Source organism: Stenotrophomonas sp. TD3 (genome assembly GCF_001939825.1).
Classification (GTDB): Bacteria; Pseudomonadota; Gammaproteobacteria; order Xanthomonadales; family Xanthomonadaceae; genus Stenotrophomonas.
In genome coordinates this window covers 3,119,392-3,134,765 of the sequence record NZ_MOYM01000001.1, presented here as the reverse complement: position 1 = coordinate 3,134,765, position 15,374 = coordinate 3,119,392, and the positions used below count along the sequence as shown (strand labels likewise).

Below are 15,374 nucleotides of genomic sequence, written 5' to 3'. Positions count from 1 at the left end.
GCCCGGCAGCGCCCGGCACCCCTTTGCCGTTACGGCTGGGCGATGCCCAGCTGCTGCAGCACGAACGCGTACGACTCGGACAGTTCGCGGTAGCGCTGGAAGCGCCCCGACTTGCCGCCGTGGCCGGCTTCCATGTTGGTGCGGAACAGGATCGGGTAGTGGCCGGTGTTGTCGTCACGCAGCTTGGCCACCCACTTGGCCGGCTCCCAGTACTGCACCTGCGAATCCCACAGGCCGGTGCCCACGAACAGCGCCGGGTAGGCCTGCGGCTTCACGTTGTCGTAGGGCGAGTAGGACAGCATGTAGTCGTAGTACGGCTTCTGCTCCGGGTTGCCCCACTCGTCGTATTCGTTGGTGGTCAGCGGAATGGTCGGGTCGAGCATGGTGGTGACCACGTCGACGAACGGCACCTGCGCCACCATCACCCGGTAATCCTGCGGGGCCTGGTTGGCCACCGCGCCCATCAGCAGGCCACCGGCGCTGCCGCCGGACGCGGCCACGCGATCCTTCGCCGCCCAGCCCTGCGCCACCAGGCCACGGGTGACGTCGACGAAGTCGTTGAAGGTGTTCTGCTTGTGCAGCAGCTTGCCGTTCTCATACCAGTCGCGGCCCATCTCCTGGCCGCCACGGATGTGGGCGATGGCATACACCACACCACGATCGAGCAGGCTTACCGCGGTCTGGTTGAAGTACGGATCCATCGACATGCCGTAGCTGCCGTAGGCGTACTGGAACAGCGCGCCCTTGCCGTCCTTCTGGTAGCCCTTGCGGTAGACCAGCGACACCGGCACCTTCACGCCATCGCGCGCGGTGATCCAGACGCGGTCGGTCTCGTACTTCGAGGCGTCATAGCCGATCACCGGCTGCTGCTTCAGCTGGCGACGCTCGCCGGTGGCGGTGTTCAGCTCGAACACCGTGGTCGGGGTCGTCATCGAGGTGTAGACGTAGCGCAGCCACGGCGTATCGGCCTCGGTGTTGTCGCCCAGGCCCATCGAGTACGCCGGCTCATCGGCCTTGACGTAGTCGCTGCGGCCATCCTTGAACAGCAGGCGGATGCGTTCCAGGCCCTCGGAACGTTCGGCAATGGCGGTGTACGCATCGAACAGCTCGAAGCCTTCGATGAACACCGCATCGTCGTGCGCGATCCAGTCCTTCCACTGCGCACGCGAGGTGGCATCGGTCGGTGCGGTGACCAGCTTGAAATTCTTCGCACCGTCGTTGGTGCGGATCACCCAGCGGCCGTCGTAGTGATCGGCGTCGTACTCGACATCGCGCTGGCGCGGCGCCAGCACGGTGAAGGTGGTCGGGTCGCTGGCCGGCGCGTAGCGCTCTTCCGAGGACACGGTGCTGTGCACGCCGATGGTGATGAAGCGATCGTCGCGGGTACGACCGATGCCCATGTAGAAGCTGTCGTCCTTCTCTTCGTAGACGACGGTGTCGGCGCTGGCCGGGGTGCCCAGCACGTGCTTCTTTACGCGCACGGTCAGCAGCGTTTCCGGATCGTTCTCGACATACAGCACGGTGCGGTTGTCGTCGGCCCAGACCAGGTCGCCGGAGCTGCCGGTGATCACATCGGGCAGCACCTTGCCGATGGCCAGGTCCTTGAAGCGGATCGTGTACTGGCGGCGGCCCACATCATCATCGGCCCAGGCCAGCAGCTGGTTGTCCTGGCTGACCTCCATCGCGCCGACGCTGAAGTAGCCCTTGCCGGCCGCCATCGTGTTGACGTCCAGCAGGACTTCCTCGGCGGCATCCATGCTGCCCTTGCGGCGCGCGTGGATGGGGTAGTCCTGGCCGGTCTCGAAACGGCTGTAGTACCAGTAGCCGCGCTCGCGCGCCGGCACGCTGGAATCGTCCTGCTTGATGCGGCCGACGATCTCCTTGTACAGGGTGTCTTCCAGCGGCTTCAGCGGTGCCAGCAGCTGGTCGGCGTAGGCATTCTCGGCCTGCAGGTAGGCCAGCATGTCCTTGTTCTCGCGCTTGTCGTCGCGCAGCCAGTAATAGTCATCGTTGCGGGTCGCGCCGAACGGCGCCTTGACCACATGCGGATGCTTGGCGGCATCCGGCGGAACGGGCGGCGTGGCGGCGGTAGCAGTCGTGGTCATCAGGCTGGCGAGTAACAGGCAGAGGGTGGATTTCATGAGATAAGGCTCCTTGAGCGGCAATGCAATGGCGTCCTTGTGTCCGAGTCTGGGTCGCGGAAGGACTGCCGGCAACCCTGCCGGTAGTGCCGGCCGCTGGCCGGCAACCTCATGAACTCCGGAATGGGTCGGAATGCCGGCCAGCGGCCGGCACTACCCGAACGCATGCTCCCCGCGCGCGGCGTACCATGGGCACATGAGTACCCTGCCCCACACGCCGGGCTACAGCCGGCGCAGCCATGAAATCGCTCCGTTCCACGTGATGTCCCTGCTGGCCCGCGCGCAGGCGCTGGAACAGGCGGGCCACGATGTGATCCACCTGGAAATCGGCGAACCGGACTTCACCACCGCCGAACCCGTCGTGCGTGCCGGCCAGGCCGCATTGGCTGCCGGCCACACCCGCTACACCGCCGCACGTGGCCTGCCGGCCCTGCGCCAGGCCATCAGTGGCTTCTATCGCAGCCACTACGGGCTGGACATCGATCCTGAACGCATCCTGGTCACTCCGGGCGGGTCCGGTGCGCTGCTGCTGGCCAGCAGCCTGCTGGTCGATCCCGGCCGCCACTGGCTGCTGGCCGACCCCGGCTATCCGTGCAACCGCCACTTCCTGCGCCTGGTGGAAGGCGGTGCGCAGCTGGTGCCGGTCGGGCCGGAGACCGCCTACCAGCTGACCCCATCGCTGGTGCAACAGCACTGGAACGCCGACAGCGTCGGCGCGCTGGTCGCCTCGCCGGCCAACCCGACCGGCACCGTGCTTTCCGCCGACGAACTGGCCGCACTGTCGCAGACCCTGCACGCACGGGGCGGCCACCTGGTGGTGGACGAGATCTATCACGGCCTGACCTACGGCCTGGATGCACCCAGCGTGCTGCAGGTGGACGACAGCGCGTTCGTACTGAACAGTTTCTCCAAGTACTTCGGCATGACCGGCTGGCGGCTGGGCTGGCTGGTGGCACCGCCGTCAGCGGTACCCGATCTGGAGAAGCTGGCGCAGAACCTGTACATCAGCGCGTCGAGCATCGCCCAGCACGCCGCACTGGCCTGCTTCAGCGAGGAATCGATGGCGATCTTCGAACAGCGTCGCGAGGCGTTCCGACAGCGCCGTGACTTCCTGCTGCCCGCGCTGCGTGAGCTTGGCTTCCGCATTGAAGTCGAGCCGCAGGGCGCGTTCTACCTGTACGCCGATGTCAGCGCGTTCACCGACGACGCGCAGGCGTTCTGCGCGCACTTCCTGGAAACCGAGCACGTGGCGTTCACCCCCGGCCTGGACTTCGGCTTCCACCGCGCCAACCAGCATGTGCGGCTGGCGTACACGCAGGAAGTGCCGCGGTTGCAGGAGGCGGTGGCGCGGATCGCGCGGGGGTTGAAGCGTTGGGGCGCCTGATCGCCCGGCGCGAACGGCATCCACGCATGGCGTGGATCTACTGATCCGGCGCACGGTACATGGGTAGATCCACGCCATGCGTGGATATGTAGCCCCAAAGAAAAACGCCGCCCGAGGGCGGCGTTTTTCATTCCATCACTTGCCGCCCAACCGCTCCCACAGGAAGCTGTAGGCCAGCGCGGACATGTGCGCGGCCTGTGCGTTGTTGGCTGCGCCGCCGTGGCCACCTTCGATGTTCTCGTAGTAGGTCACGTCCTTGCCGGCGTCGATCATCTTCGCCGCCATCTTGCGGGCGTGGCCCGGGTGCACGCGGTCATCGCGGGTGGAGGTGGTGAACAGCACCGGCGGGTAGTTCTTCTTCGCGTTGAACAGGTGGTACGGCGAGAAGGTCTTGATGAACTCCCAGTCGCTGGTATCCGGGTTGCCGTACTCGGCCATCCACGAGGCGCCGGCCAACAGGTGGCTGTAGCGCTTCATGTCCAGCAGCGGCACCTGCACCACCACCGCACCGAACAGTTCCGGGTACTGGGTCAGCATGTTGCCGGTCAGCAGGCCACCGTTGCTGCCACCCTGCACGCCCAGATGCTTGGCGGTGGTGATCTTGCGCTTGACCAGATCGCGCGCCACCGCGGCCATGTCTTCATAGGCCTTGTGGCGGTTCTGCTTCAGCGCCGCCTGGTGCCAGCGCGGGCCGTACTCGCCGCCGCCACGGATGTTGGCGACCACGTACACGCCGCCCTTCTCCAGCCAGGCGCGACCCATGCCACCGGAATAGCTCGGGGTCAGCGAGATCTCGAAACCACCGTAGCCGTACAGCAGGGTCGGATTGGAGCCATCGAGCTTCATCGCCCTGTCGTGCACCACGAAGTACGGCACGCGAGTGCCGTCCTTGCTGGTGGCGAAGTGCTGCTCGATCACCTTGCCCTTGGCATCGAAGAAGGCCGGCATGGTCTTCAGCGTTTCCGGTGCCTGGCCGATCTCGGCCAGGGCCAGCGTGGTCGGGGTCAGGTAATCGGTGGCGGTCAGCCACACCGCGTCGCTGTCATTGCTGTCGACCGCGCCCACGGCCAGCGTGCCGAAGGCCGGGGCACCGACGAAGCGACTGGTCTGCCAGCCATTGACGCCCGGCGTCAGCACCGACAGGCGGTTCTTGACGTCGTCCAGCACGTTCAGCACCAGGTGGCTTTTGGTCCAGGTGGCGCTGGCCAGCGAGGTGGTCGCGGTCGGGGTGAACAGCACCTCGAAGTCGCGCTTGCCGGCCAGGAAGTCGTCCAGCTTCGTCGCCAGCAGCGAACCGGACGCGTACGTCTTGCCGCCCACGGTCCACGGATCGCGCAGTTCCAGGGTCAGCCACTGCTTGTGCAGGCCCTTCTCGGCCGAGTTCGGCGCGTCGATCTTGGTCAGCGTGCCGTCGTCGCCACGCAGGTAGAGCTCGTTGTTGTAGAACGCCAGCGTGCGGCTGACCAGGTTGCGCTCGAAGCCCGGGGTGTCATCGTGCATCGCCGCGATGTACATGTCTTCCGGCTTGCCTTCGTACACCACGGTGGCCGAGGCCATCGGCGTGCCGCGCTTCCACAGCTTGGCCACGCGCGGATAGCCGGACGTGGTCATCGAGCCGGCACCGAAGTCGGTGTAGACGAACACGGTGTCGCGGTCGACCCAGTTGAGGCCACCCTTCGACTCCGGACGGAAGAAGCCGTCCTTGATCCAGGTCTTGTTGGCCAGGTCGAACTCACGGGTGACGTCGGCGTCGGCGCCGCCGCGCGACAGCGCGATCAGGCAGCGGCTGTAATCCGGGCGCAGGCAATCGGCGCCGTGCCAGACCCAGTTCTCACCCTCGGCCTTGTTCAGTGCATCCAGGTCGAGCACGGTCTCCCACTGCGGCGAGGCCTTGCGGTACTCGGCCAGGGTGGTGCGGCGCCACAGGCCGCGCTCGTGCTGCTGGTCCTTCCAGAAGTTGTAGTAGTAGTCGCCGATCTTCTGCACGCCGGGAATCTTGGCATCGGAATCGAGCACCTCGCGGATGCTGGTCTCCATCTGCTTGAAGGCCGGGGTCTGCGCCAGGCGCGCCTCGGACTTGGCATTCTGTTCCTTGACCCAGGACAGCGGCTTGTCGCCGGTGACGTCCTCCAGCCAGGCGTAGCGATCGGTGTCTTCAGCGGCCACGGCGGTCCCCACCGAGGCAGCGGTCATCATGCCGGCCAGCAGGCAGGCGGAAGCGAGTCGTGACATTGCAGCTCCAGGCAGTCATAAGCCGTGGAACGCTAGCACGGAATGTCGCAGCCTCCCCCGTGTCGAAGGTCAGGCCGTGGCCGCAGGGCTGCGCCGGCCGCGTGCGGCGGGAACCGGCCGACGGCGCGCCTGTCCACCGGTACGCCGCGCCAGCCGCCGCCATGACAGGCGCGGCAGCGGAAAGCGCAGCAGCGCCCACCAGGCCGCGAGCGGCATGCCCACCAGCCACATCGGCAGCCAGCCCAACCACGCGCTGCTGCCACGTGCCGCCGGCCAGACCAGTACCAGCGCCAGCCCAGCCAGGGCCAGCTGCCGCACGCCACGCAGCAGGCGCGGGTCGGCGCGATCGATGACGCGTTCAGTTGCAGGGCGACGGACGGAACGAGCGTTCATGGGGCTTCTCCGGTAGACAGTGCAACACAGCTTGGGCAAGCCCCTTCTCACAGGATGCGACACCATTGACGGATCGCGTGCACACAGTCGACCATGCGCGTGCAAGCCCACTGGAGCCCGCTCCCGCATGACTTCGATCCGCCCGTTCTGCGCCGTGCTGCTGGCTCTGTCCCTGGCAGGTCCTGCCATGGCCGCCAGTGAGCCGCCGTCGCCCCGCGCCAGCGCCCCCGACGCGGCCGACCCGGGGGCGCCGATCGACCTGAAGCGCTTCATGGGCACCTGGTATGTGATCGGCCGCGTGCCGAACTTCATCGAACGCGGGCATGTCGCCAGCGTCAACGAGTACGAGCTGCGCGACGAGCACAAGGTCGGCATCACCTACCGCTACCGTGATGGCTTCGGCGAACCGCTGCAGGAAATACGCGCACGTGCCAGCGTCGATCCGGACAGCGGCAACCATGGCTGGCGAACCTGGTTCTATCGCGTGGTGCCGACCCATTCGCGGGTACTGGAAGTCGCCCCGGACTATTCATGGGCACTGATCGGTTATCCGGGCCGCGAGATGGCCTGGATCTTCGCGCGCAAGCCGGACATGGACAAAGCCCTGTACAAGGAGCTGGCCGAGCGCCTGCGCGACGAGTACGGCGTGAACACCGACAAGCTCAAGCGCGTGCCGCAGCATCCGGAACAGGTCGGCAAGCTGGGCTACGAAGTACCGAACGCGCGTTGATCGGGTCGTGGGTGCGGAGCCGGGTCCGAGCGCCCGGACTTCACGCCGCGCGTGGCTGCACCCGGCGTTCGATTTCGCTGCGCGTTGGCAATGTCTTGAGATCGTAGGCCGCCTGCATCGCGAGCCAGGACGCGGCATCCCCACCAAAATGCCGCGCCAGCCGCGCTGCAGTGTCCGCCGAAATGCTGCGTTGGCCGTGCACGATGGTGTGCAGTCGCGTTGCGGGCACATCCAGGGCCTTCGCCAGCGCATTCACGCTCAGCGCCAGGGGCAGCAGGAATTCTTCACGCAGGATCTCGCCAGGATGGATGGCGCGCATGCCGTTGTGGGGACGCTTCATGGCGGGCACCTCAGTGATAGTCAACAATTTCCACGGCATCGGCGCCGCCGTCGGTCCAGATAAAGCAGAGCCGCCATTGATCGTTGATGCGAAGGCTGTACTGCCCTCTTCGATCGCCTGACAGCACCTCGAGGCGGTTCCCGGGCGGGCTGCGGAGGAAGGCCAACGTCTGTGCCGAGTCGAGCAGTTGCAGTTTGCGTTCCGCCACTCGCCGGATCTGGCGCCAGGCGCGTGGGCAGGCTCCTTCAAACAGGGCGCGGGTCTGCCTGCAGCGGAATGAACGGATCATTCCGTTCAACGCATTACGTTGAACGGAACATACCAAGGAACGCGATGTGCTGCCAGTCCCAGTCTGGCGATATCGATTCCTGATGGGCGTGGCGGCTTCCAGAGCCTGGCGCTATGACAGGCACAATGTCGACACGCTGCAGGCTGCAGGCTGCCGGCCGGCACTACCGCGACCCTGCCGGGTATTCCCGGCAGGCGTAGCGGTTACTTGCGGCTGTAATGCGCGACCAGGCGGTCGCCGAGCATCTGCAGCAGCTGCACCAGCACCAGCAGCAGGACCACGGTAACCAGGGCCACGTCGGTGTGCGAACGCTGGTAGCCGTCGCGGAACGCCAGGTCACCAAGGCCGCCGGAACCGATCGCACCGCCCATCGCGGTGAAGCCGATCAGGGCCACGGTGGTGACCGTCGCACCGGCGATCAGGCCAGGACGCGCTTCCGGCAGCAGCACGCGGGTGACCAGCTGCCAGGTGGTGGCGCCCATCGCCTGGGTCGCCTCGATCACGCCACGGTCCACTTCGCGCAGCGCGGTCTCGACCAGGCGCGCGTAGAACGGCGCTGCGCCGATCACCAGTGGCACGATCGCGCCGCGCACGCCCAGCGACGTCCCCATCAGGAACAGCGTGACCGGAATCAACACGATCATCAGGATGATGAAGGGCACCGAACGCAGCAGGTTCACCACCAGCGCCAGCACGCCATAGGCAAACGGCCGGCGCTTCATCTGCGGCGCACCGAACAGGTACAGCAGCACGCCCAGCGGCAGGCCGATGGCCAGGGTCAGCGGCAGCGAACCGAGCAGCATCAGCAGGGTGTCGATGGTGGCCTGGCCGATGTCGGCCCACTTGCCCGCATCCAGGTGGCGGAAGAAACCGCCGGCAGTGGCGATGATCATCGACGCAGCTCCTCGACATGCACGCCGGCAGCCACGAAGGCGGCCTGCGCGGCGGACTGGTCACCGCCCACCAGGGCGACCACCAGCTGGCCATAGGGGGTGTCCTTGATCCGGTCGATACGGCCGGACAGGATGTTGTAGTCGACCCCGGTCTGGCGCGCGACGCTGCCGAGCAGGGGTTCGTAGGTGTCGCCGCCGAGGAAGGTCAGGCGCACGATGCGCCCGCCCACCACGTCGAAATCGCGGTGCAACGCCCCTTCGTCCACGTGCTCCGATTCGCTGACGAACCGGCGCGTGGTCGGGTGCTGCGGATGCAGGAACACCCGGGTAACCGGTCCGGTCTCGACCATCTGCCCGGCATCGAGCACGGCAACGCGGTCGCAGACACGGCGGATCACGTCCATCTCGTGGGTGATCAACACGATGGTCAGGCCCAGCTCGCGGTTGATCTTCGACAGCAGCGACAGCACCGAGGCCGTGGTCTGCGGATCCAGCGCACTGGTGGCCTCGTCGCACAGCAGGATCTGCGGGCGGGTCGCCAGCGCACGGGCGATGCCGACGCGCTGCTTCTGGCCACCGGACAGCTGCGCCGGATACTTCTGCGCATGCGCTTCCAGGCCCACGGTCTGCAGCAGCTCGGCTACGCGCGCGTCGATCTCCGCCTTCAGCGTGCCGGCCAGCTCCAGCGGGAAGGCGACATTGCCAGCCACCGTGCGCGACGACAGCAGGTTGAAGTGCTGGAAGATCATGCCGATGCGCCGGCGCAGCGTACGCAGGCCGTCCGCGTCCAGTGCGGTGACATCCTCGCCACCGATCAGCAGACGGCCACCGCTGGGTTCTTCCAGGCGGTTGATCATGCGGATCAGGGTCGACTTGCCCGCGCCGGAATGGCCGATGATGCCGAATACCTCACCGGCCTCGATGGTCAGGTCCAGCGGTTGCAGCGCGCTGACTTCGCGGCCGGCAACGGCATAGGATTTGTGCAGGCGCTGGAACTCGATCACGGGCGTGGCTCACCGGCTGGGTGACGGAAGGGGGCGTGCAGCCTACCAGCGCAGGCGGTCGCGCGCCCGCGACATGAGCCAGAATGTTATTCCTTTTGGTTCTAAGGCGCCCGCACCGGCGTGTTGGTTGGGGTCGGATCCCCGCAGGGGCTCTGACCCCATTCCCTGGCCCAACCGACTCAGGGATGATCCAGCGGCTTCGGCGGTTCCTGCCGGTTCACCCGCTCGCGGTGCAGCAGGTACAGGCCAGAGGCGACGATGATCGCCGCGCCCACCCAGGTATAGCCATCGGGCAGCTGGCCCCAGAAGGCCAGGTCCCAGCCGATCACCCAGACCAGCCCGCTGTACTCCAAGGGCGCGATCATCGAAGCCTCGCCCAGCTGGAACGCCTTGGTCAGGGCGATCTGGCCCAGCGCCCCGGCCAGGCCCATGCCGGCGATCAGCGGCGCATGCGCCAGCTGCAGCGGCACCCAGCCGGGAAGGGACAGCAGGCCGGCGCCGATGGCCATGATCACCAGGAACCAGACCACCATCGACTGCGAGGTATCGGTGCGGGTCAGCAGGCTGACCGTGATCGCCGCCACGGCATAGGCAGTGGCCGCGGCCAGCACCATCAGGCCGGGCACCGAGATGAAACCGTCCACGCCCGGCCGCAGCACCACCAGCACGCCGACCAGGCCAATGCCGATGGCGACCCAGCGCCGCGGCCCGACCCGTTCGCCCAGCAGCGGCACCGACAGTGCGGCGATCAGCAGCGGGGCGACGAAATAGATGGTGTAGGCGGTGGACAGCGGCAGGTCGCGCAGGGCGAACACGAAGCAGCCGATCATCGCCATGCCCAGCGCGCCACGCAGCAGGTGCAGGCCCCAGCGACGCGGCACCAGCGAGCGCGGCCCGGCGCTGGCCAGCACCCAGACCAGCACGAACGGCAACGAGGCCGCGCCGCGCAGGAAGGTCACTTCCAGCGTCGGATAGCTGGCCGACAGCTGCTTCATGCCAGCGTCCATCAGCGAGAAACAGGCGACTGCCGCGACCATCCAGGCCACCGCACGCGAGGGGGAGCGTTGCACGTTCATGGCCCATTATCGCCGACCACACCGGATTGTAGAGTCGAGCTTGCTCGACTGCCGCCCTTCTGTAGAGTCGAGCCATGCTCGACTGCCTTGTGAAGAGCAGTCGAGCATGGCTCGACTCTACAGAAAGCAGTCATGCGGGCCCTCGCGATAGAATGGCCACCACTGAATCCTGCGGAGCATCGCCCATGCCTTCCTTCGACGTCGTGTCCGAAGTCGACACCCACGAGCTGACCAACGCCATCGACCAGGCCAACCGCGAATTGAGCACCCGCTTCGACTTCAAGGGCGTGGACGCCAAGTTCGAGCGCGACGGCGATGTGATCAACCAGACCGCGCCGACCGAGTTCCAGCTCAAGCAGATGAACGACATCCTGCGCGCACGCCTGGCCGCACGCGGCATCGACGTGCTCAGCCTGGAGTTCGGCGACATCGAGACCAACCTGGCCCAGGCCCGGCAGAAGATCACCGTCAAGCAGGGCATCGAGCAGAAGATCGCCAAGAAGATCGCGGCGGCGCTGAAGGATGCCAAGCTGAAGGTGGAAAGCCAGATCAACGGCGACAAGCTGCGCGTGCAGGGCAAGAAGCGCGACGACCTGCAGGACGCCATCGCCGTACTCAAGGCCGGCAAGTTCGAGCTGCCGCTGCAGTTCAACAACTTCCGCGACTGAGGCATCCGCCGGGCACGCCCCGACGCTGCCAGCGGCAGGTACGACGGCGCGTTGCCAGCGACGCGCCTACAATGACGGCCCCGCCAGCCGACGTGCCCGCCATGACCGATTCCCACCTGCCCACCGATGACCCGATCGCCGCCACCCGCCTGTGGCTGGAGCGCATCGTCATCGGCCTGAACCTGTGTCCGTTCGCCAAGGCGGTGTATGTGAAGGACCAGGTCCGCATCGTGCTCAGCGATGCGACCACGCCGGAAGCCCTGGTTGAGCAGCTGGCCGAGGAACTGGTGCTGCTGCGCGATACGCCGGCCGAACAGATCGACACAACGCTGATCGTGCATCCGCAGGTGCTGACCGACTTCCTCGACTACAACGATTTCCTCGACAACGCCGACGCGGCGATCGAGGCACTGGACCTGCAGGGCATCCTGCAGGTGGCCAGCTTCCACCCGGACTACCAGTTCGACGGCGTGGCAGCGGACGACGCCAGTAACTACACCAATCGCGCGCCCTTCCCCACCCTGCACCTGCTGCGCGAAGACAGCGTGGCGCGCGCGGTGGATGTCTATCCGGACCCGGGCGTGATCGTCGAGCGCAACATCCAGACCCTGGACCGCATCGGTGTGGACGGCTGGCATCGCCGCCTGCGTGGCGGAGACCTGACGTGAGCACGGTGCCGCCGATTGCCGCATGGCCGGCCGCGCCGCTGTCGGGCAAGGTGGTGCTGGTCACCGGCGGCGCCAACGGCATCGGCCGTGGCATCGCCCAGGCCGTGCTCGGTGCCGGCGGACGCGTGCTGATCGGCGACCTGGACGTGGAGGCTGGCGATGCGTGTCTGGCGGAATGGCAGCGCGGTGACGCCGCCGCATTCCAGCGCCTGGACATCACCGACGAAGCCAGCGTGCGCGACTTCATCGCCGTCGCCTTGCAGCGTTTCGGCCGCATCGACGGGCTGGTCAACAACGCGGGCATCGCCGGACCGCATGGCACGCTGCTGCAGGACATGGACTGGCACGAGTGGCAGCGTCGCCTGTCCTCGCTGCACGGTGCCTTCCTGTGCAGCAAGCATGCACTACCGGCGCTGACGGCCAGTGCTGCCGGCGCGATCATCAACATCGCCTCGACCCGCGCCTGGCAATCCGAAGCGCACAGCGAGGCCTATGCTGCGGCCAAAGGTGGGCTGGTGGCGTTCACCCATGCACTGGCGATCAGTGCCGGCCCGGCGGTGCGGGTCAACAGCATCAGTCCGGGCTGGATCGGCACCACCGCCTGGCAGGCTCCCTCGCGCCGACACGCGCCGGAGTACTCGGCCATCGACCAGGCGCAGCACCCGGCCGGCCGGGTCGGCCGTCCCGAGGACATCGGCGCGCTGGCGGTGTACCTGCTGTCATCACTGTCCGGTTTCAGCACCGGCCAGGATTTCATCGTCGACGGCGGCATGACCCGGAAGATGATCTACGCCGAATGACCCGCCTCCGGTAGTGCCGGCCGCTGGCCGGCATTCCGGTAGATCCACGCCATGCGTGAATAGCGGTAACGTGCCAACCCAGGTTGGCACCTACCAAATACCTTATGCCATGCCCGAGTGGCGCAGCAGCGCGTCGATCTGCGGCGCGCGGCCGCGGAAGGCCTTGAAGTTCTCCGCCGCCGGGCGGCTGCCACCACGCGACAGGATCTCATCGCGGAAGCGTGCACCGGTTTCAGCCAGTGCCTGCGGCGCTTCCTCGAACGCGGCGTAGGCATCGGCGCTGAGCACTTCGGCCCACTTGTAGCTGTAGTAACCTGCGGCGTAACCACCGGCGAAGATATGGCTGAACTGGTGCGGGAAGCGGTTCCAGACCGGCGGGTGGTTCACGGCCACTTCCGCGCGCACGCGGTCCAGCAGTGCCAGCACGCTGTCCTGCGCCGGTTCGAACTGGCTGTGCAGCAGCATGTCGAACAGGCCGAACTCCAGCTGGCGCACCGTGGCCATGCCGCTGTGGAAATTGCGCGCGGCCAGCATGCGCTCGTACAGCGCGCGCGGCAGCGGCTCGCCACTGTCCACGTGCGCGGTCATGCCCTGCAGGTGGTCCCATTCCCAGCAGAAGTTCTCCATGAACTGGCTGGGCAGCTCCACCGCGTCCCATTCCACGCCGTTGATGCCGGCCACGCCCAGCTCACCGATGCGGGTCAGCAGCTGGTGCAGGCCGTGGCCCATCTCATGGAACAGCGTGGTCACTTCGTTGTGGCTGAAGGTGGCCGGCTTGCCGTTGGCACCACGGCCGAAGTTGCACACCAGGTAGACCAGCGGGGTCTGCACGCTGCCGTCGGCACGCTCGCGGCGGTTGCGGCAATCGTCCATCCACGCACCGCCGCGCTTGCCTTCGCGTGCGTACAGGTCCAGGTAGAACTGGCCCACCAGCGCGCCCTGCGCATCGACCAGGCGGAAGAAGCGCACGTCTTCATGCCAGACCGGCGCACTGTCCTCCTGCACCTGCAGGCCGTACAGCTGCTCGATCACCGAGAACAGGCCGCCCAGCACCTTCGGTTCGGTGAAGTACTGCTTCACCTCCTGCTCGGAATAGCTGTAGCGCGCCTGCTTCAGGCGGTCGGCGGCGAATGCCAGGTCCCAGGCCTGCAGTGTCTCGATGCCCAACTGTTCGCGCGCGAACTGCTCCAGCTCGGCGCGATCCTTGGCGGCGAACGGCTTGGCGCGTGCGGCCAGGTCGCGCAGGAAGCCCAGCACTTCGGCCGGGTCCTGCGCCATCTTGGTCGCCACCGAACAATCGCCGTACGAAGCGAAGCCGAGCAGCGCGGCCAGCTCCGCGCGCAGGGCGAGAATGCGGTCGATGTTGCTGCTGTTGTCCAGCGCGTCATCACCGAATTCGGACGCACGCTGCGCGCTGGCGCGGTACAGGATCTCGCGCAGATCGCGGTCTTCGGCCCAGGTCTGCACCGGCAGGTAACACGGCATCTGCAGGGTCAGCTTCCAGCCGGTCTTGCCCTCCTTTTCCGCCGCAGCGTGCGCGGCGGCCTTCACGTCCTCCGGCAGGCCGTTCAGTCGCGCCTCGTCCTCGATGATCAGCGACCACGCATCGGTGGCATCGAGCACGTTCTGCGAGAACTTCGCCGACAGCGCCGACAGGTCCTCCTTGATCGCAGCAAAGCGCTGCTGCGCCTCGGGCGCCAGCTCGCCCCCCCCCAGGCGGAAATCACGCAGCGTGTTGTCCAGCACCTTGCGCTGGGCCTCGTCGAAGTGCGCGGCCTCCGGGCTGGCAGCCAGTGCCTGGTACTGGCGGTACAACGCCAGGTTCTGGCCCAGCGCGCTGGCGAAGCGGGTCACCCGCGGCAGGTTGCTGTTGTAGGCCTCACGCAGTTCCGGGGTGTTGACCACGCCCTGCAGGTGGCCGACCAGGCCCCAGGCGCGCCACAGGCGCTCGGTGGCATCGTCCAGCGGGGCGACGAAGGTCTCCCAGCGCACCGGCTGCACCTGCTCGGCCTTGCTGACGGCAGCTTCGGCCTCGGCCAGCAGCACATCCAGCGCCGGTGCGACGTGCTCGGGGCGGATCGCCTCGAAGCGCGGCAGGCCGGAAACATCGAGCAGGGGGTTGGCAACGGTCACGGCAGATCTCCAGGGAACGGGCCCGGCGGGCGGGCAGCCCGGTAGATATGGCGCTGGCAGGCGTGGCTGACAAGGGGGCGCGGCATTCACATCGGCCTTACGGTCACGCACCGAAGCTCTGGCTGCGGGGGAGTCCGCAGCGGTAGGTACCAAACGAGGCCCCACATGGAAGGTCTGGCTGCAGTTGCATCCACCTCACCGGCGCGGTCGCTGGCGCTGTCCGCCAGTCCGGCCGAACTGACCTGGATCGCCGCGCTGTGCGATGCCGGCGATGACGCCCCGCGCCACCTGCAACAGCTGCAGGCGGTGCTGCAGCAGGGCGGCACTTTCAACGACGCCCAGGAGTGGTACCCGTTCGAAGTGGTCGAGCGCGGCGCCAGCCAGCTGCAGCTGGGCCACGAGCGCGAGTTCGTGATCTGCGTGCTGCTGTGGCTGCAGGCATTGGCCCAGGGCCGCGCCAGCATCCTGGACCCCAGCCTGCACCTGGATGACCGCGCGATGGACATCGAGGCCTTGCCAGATGCGCTGCGCGACGCCGTGCTGGATGCGTTCACCGCGGCGGGATATTGAATCTGTAGCGTCGAGTCATGCTCGACGGCTCTTTCCCTGATCGAGCATGGCTC

General features: G+C 67.0%; 15 protein-coding genes. 6 read left to right on the top strand and 9 right to left on the bottom strand.

The features are described 5' to 3' along the window. Positions 1-29: 29 nt before the first annotated feature. Positions 30-2,141, bottom strand: a complete 2,112-nt coding sequence (locus BKE09_RS14630; RefSeq protein ID WP_075676205.1) for a S9 family peptidase — start codon at positions 2,139-2,141, stop codon at positions 30-32. Between the two features lie 196 nt (positions 2,142-2,337). Here BKE09_RS14630 and BKE09_RS14625 point away from each other — a divergent pair, with 196 nt between their 5' ends. Continuing rightward, the gene (locus BKE09_RS14625; RefSeq protein WP_075676768.1) at positions 2,338-3,525 is read left to right on the top strand and encodes a pyridoxal phosphate-dependent aminotransferase; all 1,188 of its coding nucleotides are present in this window, start codon (positions 2,338-2,340) and stop codon (positions 3,523-3,525) included. Positions 3,526-3,660: 135 nt separating this feature from the next. On the opposite strand, the gene BKE09_RS14620 is transcribed toward BKE09_RS14625, so the two are convergent. Both BKE09_RS14620 and BKE09_RS14615 read right to left on the bottom strand, forming a co-directional pair. Next, positions 3,661-5,757, bottom strand: coding sequence for a prolyl oligopeptidase family serine peptidase (locus tag BKE09_RS14620; protein ID WP_075676204.1), 2,097 nt, complete (start codon positions 5,755-5,757; stop codon positions 3,661-3,663). Positions 5,758-5,826: 69 nt separating this feature from the next. Beyond that, positions 5,827-6,150: a hypothetical protein gene (locus tag BKE09_RS14615; RefSeq protein ID WP_075676203.1), complete on the bottom strand. Its 324-nt coding sequence runs from the start codon at positions 6,148-6,150 to the stop codon at positions 5,827-5,829. Positions 6,151-6,277: 127 nt separating this feature from the next. Here BKE09_RS14615 and BKE09_RS14610 point away from each other — a divergent pair, with 127 nt between their 5' ends. Next, on the top strand, positions 6,278-6,880 hold the full coding sequence (locus BKE09_RS14610; RefSeq protein ID WP_075676202.1) for a lipocalin family protein: 603 nt from the start codon (positions 6,278-6,280) through the stop codon (positions 6,878-6,880). 40 nt (positions 6,881-6,920) lie between these two features. Here BKE09_RS14610 and BKE09_RS14605 read toward each other — a convergent pair whose 3' ends face one another. The 5 genes from BKE09_RS14605 to BKE09_RS14585 form a co-directional block, all read right to left on the bottom strand. Beyond that, on the bottom strand, positions 6,921-7,220 hold the full coding sequence (locus BKE09_RS14605) for a HigA family addiction module antitoxin (RefSeq protein ID WP_075676201.1): 300 nt from the start codon (positions 7,218-7,220) through the stop codon (positions 6,921-6,923). A gap of 10 nt (positions 7,221-7,230) precedes the next feature. Beyond that, entirely contained in the window at positions 7,231-7,509 is a 279-nt protein-coding gene (locus tag BKE09_RS14600; RefSeq protein WP_075676200.1) for a type II toxin-antitoxin system RelE/ParE family toxin, read from the bottom strand. Between the two features lie 203 nt (positions 7,510-7,712). Then, entirely contained in the window at positions 7,713-8,402 is a 690-nt protein-coding gene (locus BKE09_RS14595) for a methionine ABC transporter permease (protein WP_014038544.1), read from the bottom strand. Then, positions 8,399-9,406, bottom strand: coding sequence for a methionine ABC transporter ATP-binding protein (locus tag BKE09_RS14590; RefSeq protein WP_075676199.1), 1,008 nt, complete (start codon positions 9,404-9,406; stop codon positions 8,399-8,401). Before BKE09_RS14590 ends, BKE09_RS14595 begins: the two co-directional genes overlap by 4 nt. Positions 9,407-9,585: 179 nt before the next feature. Then, entirely contained in the window at positions 9,586-10,482 is an 897-nt protein-coding gene (locus BKE09_RS14585; RefSeq protein WP_049444938.1) for a DMT family transporter, read from the bottom strand. A gap of 185 nt (positions 10,483-10,667) precedes the next feature. Here BKE09_RS14585 and BKE09_RS14580 point away from each other — a divergent pair, with 185 nt between their 5' ends. The 3 genes from BKE09_RS14580 (at position 10,668) to BKE09_RS14570 (ending at position 12,618) form a co-directional block, all read left to right on the top strand. After that, complete coding sequence (locus BKE09_RS14580) at positions 10,668-11,150, top strand: YajQ family cyclic di-GMP-binding protein (RefSeq protein ID WP_014038547.1); 483 nt, start codon at positions 10,668-10,670, stop codon at positions 11,148-11,150. A gap of 101 nt (positions 11,151-11,251) precedes the next feature. Continuing rightward, positions 11,252-11,818 carry a DUF1415 domain-containing protein gene (locus BKE09_RS14575; protein WP_075676198.1) on the top strand — a complete coding sequence of 189 codons (567 nt, stop codon included), beginning with the start codon at positions 11,252-11,254 and terminating at the stop codon, positions 11,816-11,818. Then, positions 11,815-12,618: an SDR family oxidoreductase gene (locus tag BKE09_RS14570; protein WP_075676197.1), complete on the top strand. Its 804-nt coding sequence runs from the start codon at positions 11,815-11,817 to the stop codon at positions 12,616-12,618. Before BKE09_RS14575 ends, BKE09_RS14570 begins: the two co-directional genes overlap by 4 nt. Before the next feature lie 102 nt (positions 12,619-12,720). Here BKE09_RS14570 and BKE09_RS14565 read toward each other — a convergent pair whose 3' ends face one another. Then, on the bottom strand, positions 12,721-14,751 hold the full coding sequence (locus BKE09_RS14565; RefSeq protein WP_075676196.1) for a M3 family metallopeptidase: 2,031 nt from the start codon (positions 14,749-14,751) through the stop codon (positions 12,721-12,723). Between the two features lie 165 nt (positions 14,752-14,916). Here BKE09_RS14565 and BKE09_RS14560 point away from each other — a divergent pair, with 165 nt between their 5' ends. Further along, positions 14,917-15,321, top strand: a complete 405-nt coding sequence (locus tag BKE09_RS14560; protein WP_014038551.1) for a hypothetical protein — start codon at positions 14,917-14,919, stop codon at positions 15,319-15,321. Positions 15,322-15,374 lie beyond the last annotated feature (53 nt).

Bases quoted from the DNA above. Each gene is read 5' to 3' on its own strand.
- BKE09_RS14630 (WP_075676205.1), bottom strand. From the start codon at position 2,141: ATGAAATCCACCCTCTGCCTGTTACTCGCCAGCCTGATGACCACGACT.
- BKE09_RS14625 (WP_075676768.1), top strand. From the start codon at position 2,338: ATGAGTACCCTGCCCCACACGCCGGGCTACAGCCGGCGCAGCCATGAA.
- BKE09_RS14620 (WP_075676204.1), bottom strand. From the start codon at position 5,757: ATGTCACGACTCGCTTCCGCCTGCCTGCTGGCCGGCATGATGACCGCT.
- BKE09_RS14615 (WP_075676203.1), bottom strand. From the start codon at position 6,150: ATGAACGCTCGTTCCGTCCGTCGCCCTGCAACTGAACGCGTCATCGAT.
- BKE09_RS14610 (WP_075676202.1), top strand. From the start codon at position 6,278: ATGACTTCGATCCGCCCGTTCTGCGCCGTGCTGCTGGCTCTGTCCCTG.
- BKE09_RS14605 (WP_075676201.1), bottom strand. From the start codon at position 7,220: ATGAAGCGTCCCCACAACGGCATGCGCGCCATCCATCCTGGCGAGATC.
- BKE09_RS14600 (WP_075676200.1), bottom strand. From the start codon at position 7,509: ATGATCCGTTCATTCCGCTGCAGGCAGACCCGCGCCCTGTTTGAAGGA.
- BKE09_RS14595 (WP_014038544.1), bottom strand. From the start codon at position 8,402: ATGATCATCGCCACTGCCGGCGGTTTCTTCCGCCACCTGGATGCGGGC.
- BKE09_RS14585 (WP_049444938.1), bottom strand. From the start codon at position 10,482: ATGAACGTGCAACGCTCCCCCTCGCGTGCGGTGGCCTGGATGGTCGCG.
- BKE09_RS14580 (WP_014038547.1), top strand. From the start codon at position 10,668: ATGCCTTCCTTCGACGTCGTGTCCGAAGTCGACACCCACGAGCTGACC.
- BKE09_RS14575 (WP_075676198.1), top strand. From the start codon at position 11,252: ATGACCGATTCCCACCTGCCCACCGATGACCCGATCGCCGCCACCCGC.
- BKE09_RS14560 (WP_014038551.1), top strand. From the start codon at position 14,917: ATGGAAGGTCTGGCTGCAGTTGCATCCACCTCACCGGCGCGGTCGCTG.